Raw genomic sequence first — 11,528 nt, 5'->3', positions numbered from 1 at the left:
GAGCGGCGAGCCGACGAGCGAGCGGAGTGGGCGGTGAGGTACGAGCCGTCCGCGTAGCGAGTGAGGAGGTGAGCCCGACCATCGAACACGGAGCGGCTCAGGCGTACGGCGGCGACCCGCGGGCGCGGGTCGCCGCCGCACGCGTCAGACCAGGATCTCGAACCGGTCGACGATCTCGCCGAACAGTGCGGCGTCCTCCTCGGGCACGGACGAGCCGAGGCCGAGGCAGAAGTGGATGCCGTCGAGGGCGACGAAGTACTCACGGACCGCCCAGACCCGCCCCGCGTCGTGGAGCGCGCACTCCAGGAGGCTCCCCTCCCGGCCACCGACGCGAGCCCCACTGATCCGGAAGTCGGTGAACCCCGAGTTCTCCAGTGAGGTCTGCGCGGTCGACGCGAGATCGCTCGCGCTCCGTGCCCGCCGGTTCGGCGAGCGGAAGACGATGAGGCTGTGCCGGCGATCCGTACGCTGGCCGAACCGCGCCGTCTCCCACGGGCTGTTCTTGAGGTTCGGCGGCCGCTCGTCCCAGTCGTCGGGGACCTGGACGGCGTAGCCGAACTGGGGTTTCTCGATGCGCTGCCACGACACGGGCTGCTCCCTGACGTCCATCCGCCGAAGGTGCCTGAGGGCAGCGGTGTAGGACTCGCCGGTACGGCGAGCGCGTTCACGGACGCGGCGCTTGAAGTGCTTGTTCGCTGTCATCAGGGCCCTCGGCGCACCACGAACCCGACCCCCGGCGAGGAGCCCGTGGCGGGCGGATGACCAGCGATCCGGGAAGACCAGTCCCCTTTGCCTCCACCGGGCGGCCCTGCCGGGGAGGGCCGAAGGAGGTTCGGCGGTGGATCGACGCCGCAATGAGGATAACCCGTCGCGCGCCGTACGGCCATCCGGGAGCAGGCGGCCTCAGGCGGGGCCGATACCGCGCATGACCGTGGCGATCAGGCCGTCGGCGAAGCCGGGCGGGATCTCGATCTCGTCGGCGGGGACGCCGCGCAGGAGGCTCGGCAGGACCATCTCGTGGCAGGCACCGACGATCATGGTGGCGGCGGCCTCGGGATCGGCGTCCGGCGCGAGGCGGCCGAGGTCGCGTTCCGCGCGCAGGTAGTCCGCGAGATGGGCCCGCCCGCCGCGGCCGGCGGCCATGGGGTTCGGCAGGGTGGCGAACCGCGTGAGCACCTTCGGCTGGGCGAGCAGGCCCGCGAAGGCGGGCAGGATCGCGATGTGCAGCCGCAGGACGTGCTCGACGTAGGCCCGCAGGTTGTCCGCGACCTCGCCGACGCCGGCACGCGCCGGCGGCGTGCCCAGCGAGCGCTCGACGGAGCTCACGTGGGCGTGCAGCGCCTGGGCGAGCAGGTCCTCCTTGTCGGCGAAGTGGTTGTAGAGGACACCGTCGGCGACCCTGGCCTCGCGGGCGATGTCGCGGACGGTCAGCCCGGCGGTGCCTCGCCGGGCCATGAGCGCCTCCGCGGCGGCGATCAGATGGTCGCGCAGGCTCTGGTCGCCGCCACGGAGGGCGGACGCTCTTCTCGGTGACATCACGTCGCATCGTATTGGCGCCGCGCGCCGGCGGAGGGTCAGGGGCGCGTGGCGGTGATCAGCCATGCGGCGCCGCGCAGCCGTACCGCGCCGTCCTGCTCGAAGGAGCGCAGCGCCGTGGTCAGCGCGTCACGCGCCCGGGAGGCGAGGCCCGGGTCCGCCTGGTCCAGGGCGAACCGCACCGGTCCCCAGGCGCTCATGAAGGCGGCCGCGTCCTCCGCGTCGCGCCCCCACACCTGGGTGGCGTCGACGGGCGTGGAGGTGACGTCCGTCAGGCCGGCGTCGGTGAGGAGCCGGCGGACGTGGGCGGGGTCGGCCAGCGACTCGGGTCCGGTGTCGCCGGGCCCCGGCGCGGGCCCTGAGCGCCGCTGACCGCCCACCGCGGCGAAGACCGTCCCCAGGTCGCTGTCACGGATGTGCCGCAGGCTCAGGAAGGCCACCCGGCCTCCGGGCCGCAGCGCGCGGGCCACGTTGGCGAACGCGGCGACCGGATCGGCGAAGAACATGACGCCGAACCGGCTGACCGCCACGTCGAACGCGCCCTCGGGGAACGGGTGGACCTGGGCGTCGGCCTGCTCGAAGGTCACGTTGGCGACGCCCTCCTCCGCCGCGGTGGCGCGCGCCCGCTCCAGCATCGGTGCCGACAGGTCCACCCCGGTGGCGTATCGGCCGCGCCGCGCGGCCAGCCGGGTGAGCTGACCGTTGCCGCAGCCGATGTCCAGGACACGGTCGCCCGCGCCGATGGCGGCGGCCTCCAGCAGCGGCTCGTTGAAGCCGCTGTTCACGGCGTCGTAGCGGTCCTGGTTGGCGGCCCAGTGGCCCCCTTCGTACCCGTTCCACGCCTCGGCCTGGGCCGTGTTGACGATCGTCGTCATGGGACTCCCCGTCACATCGTTATGAACATGCGTTCATGAACGTATGTTCATATAGTCCCGATCGTCAAGTGCCAGAGGTGTCCAGCGGCGGTATCCGACCACGGTCACGCCGGGAGCGGAGTAGTACGGATCGGCGGCGATGATCTCCCGCAGGCCGGGCTCGTCGGTACGGAATACCAGCAGCGCTCCGGAGCCGTCGGCCCACGGTCCGGCCATCACCAGGGTCCCCTCGGCGTACAGGCGGGCCAGCCGCTCCCGGTGGGCCGGCCGCGCGGCGAGCCGTCGTTCGTCGTCGTCGAAGGCGAGTTCGAGTACGTACATGCGCCGCACGTTAGGGCCGCGTTGCCCGCCGGGGCTGTATCGGCCGATACTCCGGTTCATGCCGGATGACGTCGCGACGCTGCGGGCCGTACCCCTCTTCGCCGGTCTCGACCGGCGGCGGCTCACCTCGCTGCTGGGCCGCTCCACCGCGCGCACCGTCGCCGCCGGCACGGTCGTGGCCCTGCGGGGCGACCCGGCCGGCCACCTCATCGTCGTGGAGGCCGGGGCGCTGACCGCGGTACGCGAGACGGCGCGGGGACGGCGGCTGCGGCTCGGGGAGTTCCCGGCGCCGTGCACGGTCGACAAGGCCGCCGTCCTGGCCGGCCGGACCCATACCGCCACGTGGCTCGCGACGGGCCGCACGCGGATCCGGCTCGTCCCGGCGGGCGACCTGCTCACGCTCATCGACGAGGTGCCCGGCGTGCGTCACCACGTCCTGAGGCACCTGGCCGGCCGGCTGCACGAGCACCAGGACGACCTGGTGCGGGTCGCGTTCGGCGACACGACCGCACGCGTCGCGGGCTGGCTCGCCCGCGCCGCCGCACGGCCCGGCGACCGGGTGATCCTCCCCGGCTCTCAGACCGGACTCGCCGAGAGCGTCGGCGCGTCCCGCGTGGCCGTCAACCGCGCGCTCGGCGCACTCGCCACCGCGGGGCTCCTGCGGACCGAGCCCGGCGCGGTCGTCGTCCTGGCCCCCGAGGCCCTCGCGGCGATCGCGGCCGAGTGACGAGCGCCGGTCACCACGCGCGGATCAGGACTCGCCGGCGGCGACGTCGAGCGCGTGGGCCAGATCGTCGGGGTAGGGGCTCTCGAACTCCACCCAGTGCCCCTCGACCGGATGGTCGAATCCCAGGCACACCGCGTGCAGCCACTGCCGCCGCAGCCCCAGCCGCTCCGCCAGCGTCGGGTCGGCGCCGTACGCGAAGTCGCCCGCGCACGGGTGGCGTACGGCCGACATGTGCACCCGGATCTGGTGGGTGCGGCCGGTCTCGAGCTTGATGTCGAGCAGGCTGACGGCGCGGAAGGCCTCGATCGTGTCGTAGTGCGTCACCGAGGGCCGCCCGCCCGCGACGACGGCGAACCGGCCGTCGCCCGAGGGGTGCCGGTCGATGGGCGCGTCGATCGTGCCCCGCAGCGGATCCGGATGCCCCTGGACCAGGGCCTGGTAACGCTTGTCGACCGTGCGCTCCTTGAAGGCGCGCTTCAGCGCGGAGTAGGCCGGCTCGCTCTTGGCCACGACCATCGCGCCGGTGGTGTTGGCGTCGAGGCGGTGGACGATGCCCTGGCGCTCGGCGGCGCCGCTGGTCGCGACCGTGTGGCCGGAGCCGAGCAGCCCCTCCAGCACGGTGGGTCCGGTCCAGCCCGGGGTCGGATGGGCGGCGACGCCGATCGGCTTGTTCACCACGACGATGTCGGCGTCCTCGTACAGGATCGTCATGCCCGGCACCGGCTCCGGCCGCGGCTTGGGCGCGGCCGGCGGGGCGGGCAGGGTGACCTCGAGCCAGGAGCCCGCCTGCATGCGGTCGGACTTGGCGCCGGCCTGGCCGTCGACGAGCACGTCGCCGGCGGCGATCACCTCGGCGGCGCGCGTGCGCGAGAGCCCGAACAACCGCGCGAGCGCCGCGTCGAGGCGCTCGCCCTCGAGCCCGTCGGGCACGGGGAGACTGCGATGCTCGCCCATCAGCGCCTGGCGTCCGGTCGGGTGCCGCCGTTCTGGTCGTCACCGGCCGCCGGGACGTCCTTCCGGTCCGCCGCCGGCGCCTCCGCGGACGCGTCCGGCTCGGCGGATCCATCCGGGTCGGCGGGCCTGTCGGACCTGTCCGACCCATCAGGCTCGTCGGGCTTGTCGTCTCGCTGCACCGTGCCGTCCACCTGCAGGCCCCGGGAGGCGAGCAGGACGGCCAGCACGCCGCCGCAGACGATCGACGCGTCGGCCAGGTTGAACACCGGCCAGTGCGGCAGCTCGATCCAGTCGACCACATGGCCGCGGAACACTCCGGGCGAGCGGAACAGCCGGTCGGCGAGGTTGCCCAGGGCACCCCCGAGCAGCAGGCCGAGCGTGACCGCCCACGGCAGGCTGCGCAGCCGCCGCGCGTACCGCAGGATGGCCACGACCACACCCGCCGCGATCACGGTGAACACCAGTGTCATACCGGTGCCGATGTTGAAGGCGGCACCGCTGTTGCGGATCACCCGCAGGGTCAGCAGCCCGCCGAGCAGTTCGACGGGCTGTGGCCGATCGGGCAGCGTCGCCACCACGATCGCCTTGCTGATCGCGTCGAGCGCGAGCGTGGCGACCGCGATGGCGACGAGCACGCCGATACGCCGTGGCCGGGTGCCGGCGTCCTGCCCTGGGTTCATGGCGTCGCTCAGCGACGCTCCTCTCTCTGTTTGCATATCACGCATAGGGTCGCACGCGGGAAGGCCTGCAGGCGCGCCTTCCCGATGGCCTGCCCGCAGGACTCGCACACACCATAGGTGCCCTGTCCGATCCGGTCGACCGCGCGCTCGTTCTGCGCGAGCAGGTCCCGTGCGTTGTAGGTGAGCGCCATCTCGTGCTCACGCTCGAACGTCTTGGCCCCCGCGTCGGCCTGGTCGTCGCCGGCCCCCTCCGTCACGTCGTTCATCCGCTCGGCGATCTGCGACTCGGCCGCGGCGATCTCCGAGCGCAAAGCCGTCATCTCCAGTTCCAGCCGGTCACGTACGTCGGCGAGCTCGCTCGCCGTCCAGTGACCTTCCCCCTGGCGGACCGGCAACCGCTTGGCGGTCGCCGGGGAGATCTTCCGTCCCGTCGCGGACGCGCGCCGTGCGCCGGTGCGTGTCGCGCGAGGCGCCTCAGCCGTGGGATTCCTATCCTTCGGGCCGGCAGTGCCGTCCATAGTCGGGCCCCCCTTGCGCCGATCATCTCTGGCAGTGCGGGAAGCATAGGTCGCGTGTCATCGAGACGGCAAATGACCAGGTCTTGTAACACGCCGCATATGTCCTAATACACGCGGTTAGCAAAGCTCGCACAGACCGGCGGCTTGCCCAATCTTGACGCGGAACGCCGGTCCAGACGCCGTCGTTCCACCGGTAAACACCCGGTTTTACGCTGATCATCGGCTGAGACGCCGCCGTACGCCCGCCCGCTCCCCTCGAATCATGCCCGGCGCCAGGCCCGGTCGGGAAGAACTCATCACCCTGCGTGCGTTATCGTCCCTATCGGCAAGGCGTTGATGGGGACACCTGCCGCCGTACGCAGCCATGAGCGACCCGGAGACGGTGCGAGTCCGGGGGTGTGCCCGGCGATCTGATCACCCCGTAGCCGCCGGCAGAACGGTCACCACGACCCAGTAGATCCGGCCGCCGAGAAGAATGAGCGGGTCGCTCCCCTGTTTCCGGGGCGGCCAAGGAGGGTGGTACCGCGGGGCCCACGTGCCTCGTCCCTCCGGTCCACGTGTCCAATCCGTGTCGCCGGAGGAATCCCATGGCCGAAGAGCTACGAGCGCGCCGGATGCGCGCCCTCCCCACGCAGGTCGACCTGCCCGCGCTGGAGCGCGAGGTGCTCACGCGCTGGCGCGAGGGCAAGGTGTTCGAGCGTTCCCTCGAGCAGACCGCCGCCGGAGACCCCTGGGTGTTCTACGAGGGCCCGCCGACCGCCAACGGCATGCCCGGCGTCCACCACGTCGAGGCGCGGGTGTTCAAGGACCTGTTCCCCCGGTTCAAGACCATGAAGGGCTTCAACGTCCGCCGCAAGGCCGGCTGGGACTGCCACGGCCTGCCGGTCGAGGTGGCCGTCGAGCGCGAGCTGGGCCTGACCGGCAAGAAGGACATCGAGGAGTACGGCGTCGCCGAGTTCAACGCCCGGTGCCGCGAATCGGTGCTCCGCCACGTCGACGCGTTCGAGGCGATGACCGAGCGCATGGGCTACTGGGTGGACCTCGCACAGGCGTACCGCACGATGGACCCCGAGTACGTCGAGTCCGTCTGGTGGTCGCTCAAGGTCATCTTCGACAAGGGCCTGCTGGTCCGCGACCACCGCATCAGCCCGTACTGCCCGCGCTGCGGCACTCCCCTGTCCGACCACGAGCTCGGCCAGCCGGGCGGCTACGAGACCGTGACCGACCCGACGGTGACCGTGCGCTTCCCGCTCGCCGAGGGGCCGCTCGAGGGCGCCGACCTGCTCGTGTGGACCACGACGCCCTGGACCCTCGTCTCCAACACCGCGGTCGCCGTCCACCCGGACGTGACGTACGTGGTCGCGGCGCGCTCCGGCGAGCCCGGACGCGTGATCGTCGCCGAGCCGCTGTTCGCCCGCGTCCTCGGCGAGGGCTGGCACATCGTCTCCCGGCACACCGGATCCGAGCTGGCCGGCACCGCCTACCGGCCGCCGTTGGACCTGGTCGAGGTGCCCGACGCCCACCGGGTGCTGACCGCCGACTTCGTCACCACCGAGGACGGCACCGGCCTGGTGCACCTGGCGCCCGCGTTCGGCGCCGACGACTTCAACGCCTGCCGCGCCGCCGGCCTGCCCGTCGTGAACCCGGTCAAGCCGGACGGCCACTTCGACCTCACCGTGCCGCTCGTCGGCGGCGTGTTCTTCCGCGACGCCAACCCGCGCCTCATCGAGGAGCTGAAGGAACGCGGCCGGCTGTTCCGCGCCGAGGAGTACGAGCACAGCTACCCGCACTGCTGGCGCTGCCACACGCCGCTCCTGTACTACGCGCTGCCCGCCTGGTACATCAGGACCACCGAGATCAAGGACCGGCTGCTGGCGGAGAACGCCGCCACCAACTGGTTCCCCGAGACGATCAAGGAGGGCCGGTACGGCGAGTGGCTGCGCAACAACGTCGACTGGTCGCTGTCGCGCAGCCGCTACTGGGGCACTCCCCTGCCGCTGTGGCTGTGCGCCGCGGACCACGTGACGTGCGTGGGATCGCTGAAGGAGCTCGGCGAACTGGCCGGTACGGACCTGAGCGCGCTCGACCCGCACCGCCCGTACGTCGACGACGTCACCTTCGCCTGCCCCGAGTGCGGTGACGAGGCCCGCCGCGTGCCCGACGTCATCGACGCGTGGTACGACTCCGGATCGATGCCGTTCGCCCAGTGGGGCGCCCCGCACCGGCAGAAGGAGACGTTCGAGTCGTCCTACCCCGCGCAGTACGTCTGCGAGGCGATCGACCAGACCCGCGGCTGGTTCTACTCCATGATGACGGTCGGCACGCTGGTCTTCGACCGCTCGTCGTATGAGAACGTCGTCTGCCTCGGGCACATCCTCGCCGAGGACGGCCGCAAGATGAGCAAGCACCTCGGCAACGTCCTGGAGCCGATCCCGCTCATGGACAAGCACGGCGCCGACGCGCTGCGCTGGTACATGGCGGCGGCCGGCCAGCCGTGGGCGGCCCGGCGGGTCGGCGACGCGGCGCTGGAGGAGATCGTCCGCAAGGTGCTCCTCACGTACTGGAACACCGTCTCCTTCTTCGTGCTCTACGCGAACGCCTCGGACTGGACGCCCGAGACGCCCGCGCCGGCGCCCGCCGACCGTCCGCTGCTGGACCGCTGGGTGCTCGCCGAGCTGCACCGGACCGTACGCGAGGTGGACGAGGCGCTGGAGGGCTTCGACACCACGGCGGCCGGACGGCGGCTCAGCGAGTTCATCGACGACCTGTCCAACTGGTACGTCCGGCGTTCCCGCCGCCGGTTCTGGGAGGGCCCGGAGGGAGCGCCGGCCAACGCCGCCGCCTTCGCGACCCTGTACGACTGCCTGGAGACGCTGACCCGGCTCATGGCGCCGATGGCCCCGTTCCTGACCGACTACGTTTGGAACGTGCTACGCCGGGACGACGCCGCAGACTCGGTGCACCTGGCGAGCTGGCCCACCGTGGACGAGTCGCTGGTCGACCCGGCGCTGAGCGAGCAGATGGCGCTCGTACGGCGGCTGGTCGAGCTGGGCCGCGCGGCGCGGGCCTCCTCCGGCGTCCGTACGCGCCAGCCGCTCGGCCGCGCCCTGGTCGGCGCTCCGGGCTGGGACACGCTGCCCGCCGAGCTTCGCGCGCAGATCGCCGACGAGCTGAACGTCCAGGGGTTCGACACCCTGGCCTCGATCGGCCGCGAGCTCGTCGAGTACGTCGTCAAGCCGAACTTCCGTGAGCTCGGCAAGCGGTTCGGCAAGCAGACGCCACAGGTCGCCCAGGCCATCACGTCCGCCGAGCCCGCCGGTCTCGCCCACGCGCTGCGCGAGTCGCTCACGGCGACGGTCGAGGCGGCCGACGTCGGCAAGGTCGAGCTGGCCCCGTCCGACGTGATCGTGACCGAGCGGCCGCTGAGCGGCTGGGCGGTGGAGAGCGCCGCCGGGGAGACGATCGGGCTGGACCTGACCGTCACGCCGGAACTCCGCCGCGCAGGCCTCGTACGCGAGGTGATCCGCCTGGTCCAGGACGCCCGCAAGAACGCCGGTCTGGAGATCACCGACCGGATCGAACTGTGGTGGCGCACCACGGACGCCGACCTGGACGAGGCGCTGGCCGAACACGGCGCCGAGGTCGCGGGCGAGGTCCTCGCGAACGCCTGGCACGACGACGAGCCGGAGGAGGAACTGCCACCGAACCGGGACGACGCCCTGCGGCTGACCTTCTGGCTGCGCAAGGCGTCCTGACACGTCGCGGGGGCGGGGCCGCTCCGGGCGGCCCCGCCCCGTCGCGCACGGCCGTCCGAGCGCGGCGGTTCAGCCGCGCCGGCGGCGGCGCAGTTGGCGCTGCCGGTCGCGGAACTCGCGGTGGATCTCGCGCTGTTTCTCGCGGAACTCCCGGTGGATGCGGCGCTGCTCCTCGTGGAGCGTGCGATGGTCCGGCTTGCCGGACAGGTCGGTGCCATCCGCGGTCCGGCGCTTCACGTCCACGCCGCCGAGCAGGTTGAAGCCGGTGAGCCGGACGACCGGGGCGCTCGCGTCGACCGTGTCCTCCGGTGGCACCGACGTGCCGCCGAGGACCGCGGCGATCGAGTTCACCACGCGCACGCCCGGCGGAACGGTGATCTGCACGCCGCCCATGACGTTGACGATGTTGATCGTGACCTCACGCCGCGACAGGACCGCCTGCCGGAGATCGAGCTCGACGCCGCCGCACACCGCGACGACGTTGGTCTGGGACTCGATCAGCCAGCGTCCCCGGCGATCGGCGCCGCTGAAGATCGCGACGATGTTCGGCGTGCCGGACTGGGGCGGGGGCAGGTCGTCACGGACGGCCGGTCCGACCTCGGGCGGGCGCACGCCGCCGGTGGCCGGCAGGTCCTCCACGATCGGGGCCAGCTCGGCGTACGTCTTCGCCTGGTAGACCGCGTCGAGGCGTTCGGCGTGTTCCTCGGCCGTCAGACGGCCCTCGGCCAGTGCCTCACGCAGCTGTTCGGCGACCCGATCACGGTCGGAGTCCGAGGCGCGCATGCGTGAGGGGTCAGGCTCGGAAGGCTTTTCTGAGAGCTCCACAGGGGCATCATTCCGCACAGGGCAGGACAAGCCAACGTGGAGACCGCGGCGACGGTCGTCGAGGGTGTTCCGCCGGCCCGGCCCGGCGTGCGGACGGCGCCATGGCGCGGGCGCTCGCCGGACACGGCTGAGATATCGGGTTGCCGCGGGCCGTCGCGGCCCGTTAGCGTTCGCGGCCGTGGACACCTCTCGCGCCGGACGGCAGCTTCGGTTGATCGCCGAGGTGCTGGCGGCGAGTGCGGGATGCGGGGCCCCGGTGTGGCTCCGGGGCGGCTGGGCGATGGACTTCTTCCTCGGCGCGGTGACACGGGATCACCGTGACATCGACTGGTTCGCCTGGGTCGATGACGCGGAGCGCCTGGGAGCGGAGCTGGCCGGGCGGGGCTACCGGCCAGTGGCGGGCCTGCCGCCGGAGCAACAGGTCGACCTGGTCAAGGACGGGGAGGACCTGAGCTTCAACCTGCTCCGCCGTGACGCGTCGGGCCGGGTGGTGGTCGGCGGCGGCCCGTGGGCGGGATCGCCGTGGCCACAGGACCTGCTGGAACCCCACACCGGCCGCATCGGGGACCTCCTCTGTCCGATCATCGCGCCCCGCGCGCAGATCGAGATCAAGCGGATGATGCCGGTCTGGGTACCGGGCAGCCCGCGCCGCCCCAAGGACGCCGAGGACATCGCCCGCCTCGAAGCGGCCCTCGCCCCGGACAGAACACCGGGGCTGTCGTAGAAGATGGACAGGCGAAGGCCGGGCCGCGGTGCGGTCCCGCCCTCGGCGCGTGCCGGTCTCAGATCCTCGAGGTCTCGTCTGGACGAGCCGTTCCGCAGTGCTTCCGCCTCGGCCTACGGCTGACCGCTCCCGGGTCCTCCCCCTTTTTCCTCACCGAAGACCATGCGGTGCCCGCGGGCCGTGTCCATGTACTCACGGACACGGTGGATCAGCCCGTTGCGGAGTTCGAAGACGAAGCAGTAGTCGTTGGCGTAGTGGTTGCCGTTGGCGAGCGTCGCCGTCATGGTCTCCTCCACGATCACGCGATCACCGTCGGCGTAGATCCCGTGGAAGGTGACGGTGACGTCCCGCACGAAGAAGCGGGGAAAGTCCTCGGCGAGGAAGCGCACGATCGCCTTCCGGCCGATCAGGTGGCCTGAGCCTTCAAGTGCGACGGCGGTCGCGTTTCCCAGCGGCGCCAGCCACTCGGCGTCCTCGGTGAAGACCTCAGAGATCCGATCCGCGTCGTGGCCGGCGAAAGCCTTCCAGGCGTCCATGACGATGTCCCGGCTGTGCTGCGACATGCCCGCGATCGTAGGCGGCCGCAGTCGAGAGGGGCTGGCGGGTTCACGAC

General features: G+C 72.1%; 12 protein-coding genes. 3 read left to right on the top strand and 9 right to left on the bottom strand.

All coding sequences use genetic code 11. The features are described from left to right. Nucleotides 1–144 precede the first annotated feature (144 nt). The 4 genes from OG417_RS20530 to OG417_RS20515 form a co-directional block, all read right to left on the bottom strand. A complete protein-coding gene (locus tag OG417_RS20530; protein WP_329258357.1) occupies nt 145–702 on the bottom strand; it encodes a hypothetical protein in 558 nt (185 codons plus the stop codon). A gap of 201 nt (nt 703–903) precedes the next feature. Continuing rightward, nucleotides 904–1,536: a TetR/AcrR family transcriptional regulator gene (locus tag OG417_RS20525; RefSeq protein ID WP_329258354.1), complete on the bottom strand. Its 633-nt coding sequence runs from the start codon at nt 1,534–1,536 to the stop codon at nt 904–906. A 38-nt stretch (nt 1,537–1,574) separates the two neighbouring features. Beyond that, nucleotides 1,575–2,411, bottom strand: a complete 837-nt coding sequence (locus tag OG417_RS20520; RefSeq protein WP_329258350.1) for a class I SAM-dependent methyltransferase — start codon at nt 2,409–2,411, stop codon at nt 1,575–1,577. Between the two features lie 33 nt (nt 2,412–2,444). Next, nucleotides 2,445–2,732, bottom strand: coding sequence for a YciI family protein (locus OG417_RS20515; RefSeq protein ID WP_329258347.1), 288 nt, complete (start codon nt 2,730–2,732; stop codon nt 2,445–2,447). Nucleotides 2,733–2,790: 58 nt separating this feature from the next. Here OG417_RS20515 and OG417_RS20510 point away from each other — a divergent pair, with 58 nt between their 5' ends. Next, nucleotides 2,791–3,459, top strand: a complete 669-nt coding sequence (locus OG417_RS20510; protein ID WP_329258344.1) for a Crp/Fnr family transcriptional regulator — start codon at nt 2,791–2,793, stop codon at nt 3,457–3,459. A 24-nt stretch (nt 3,460–3,483) separates the two neighbouring features. Here the strand turns inward: OG417_RS20510 and OG417_RS20505 are convergent, their stop codons facing one another. Genes OG417_RS20505 through OG417_RS20495 form a run of 3 tightly spaced genes read right to left on the bottom strand, consistent with a single transcriptional unit; the run spans nt 3,484 to nt 5,512 of the window. After that, nucleotides 3,484–4,413, bottom strand: a complete 930-nt coding sequence (locus tag OG417_RS20505; protein WP_329258341.1) for an RluA family pseudouridine synthase — start codon at nt 4,411–4,413, stop codon at nt 3,484–3,486. Beyond that, nucleotides 4,413–5,093, bottom strand: coding sequence for a signal peptidase II (locus tag OG417_RS20500; RefSeq protein WP_329258339.1), 681 nt, complete (start codon nt 5,091–5,093; stop codon nt 4,413–4,415). The genes OG417_RS20505 and OG417_RS20500 overlap by 1 nt, the downstream gene beginning before the upstream one ends. Before the next feature lie 8 nt (nt 5,094–5,101). Continuing rightward, nucleotides 5,102–5,512, bottom strand: coding sequence for a TraR/DksA family transcriptional regulator (locus tag OG417_RS20495; protein WP_425550960.1), 411 nt, complete (start codon nt 5,510–5,512; stop codon nt 5,102–5,104). 686 nt (nt 5,513–6,198) lie between these two features. Between OG417_RS20495 and ileS the strand changes: the two genes are divergently transcribed. Further along, nucleotides 6,199–9,366, top strand: coding sequence for an isoleucine--tRNA ligase (gene ileS, locus OG417_RS20490; protein ID WP_329258334.1), 3,168 nt, complete (start codon nt 6,199–6,201; stop codon nt 9,364–9,366). A gap of 69 nt (nt 9,367–9,435) precedes the next feature. Here ileS and OG417_RS20485 read toward each other — a convergent pair whose 3' ends face one another. After that, on the bottom strand, nt 9,436–10,149 hold the full coding sequence (locus tag OG417_RS20485; protein ID WP_329258331.1) for a DUF1707 SHOCT-like domain-containing protein: 714 nt from the start codon (nt 10,147–10,149) through the stop codon (nt 9,436–9,438). Between the two features lie 220 nt (nt 10,150–10,369). Here OG417_RS20485 and OG417_RS20480 point away from each other — a divergent pair, with 220 nt between their 5' ends. Continuing rightward, nucleotides 10,370–10,915, top strand: coding sequence for a nucleotidyltransferase domain-containing protein (locus OG417_RS20480; protein ID WP_329258329.1), 546 nt, complete (start codon nt 10,370–10,372; stop codon nt 10,913–10,915). A gap of 113 nt (nt 10,916–11,028) precedes the next feature. On the opposite strand, the gene OG417_RS20475 is transcribed toward OG417_RS20480, so the two are convergent. Beyond that, entirely contained in the window at nt 11,029–11,478 is a 450-nt protein-coding gene (locus OG417_RS20475; protein WP_329258326.1) for a nuclear transport factor 2 family protein, read from the bottom strand. Nucleotides 11,479–11,528: the final 50 nt, after the last annotated feature.

Source organism: Actinoallomurus sp. NBC_01490 (genome assembly GCF_036227085.1).
Taxonomy (GTDB): Bacteria; Actinomycetota; Actinomycetes; order Streptosporangiales; family Streptosporangiaceae; genus Actinoallomurus; species Actinoallomurus oryzae.
This window is presented reverse-complemented; position numbering and strand designations above follow the sequence as displayed.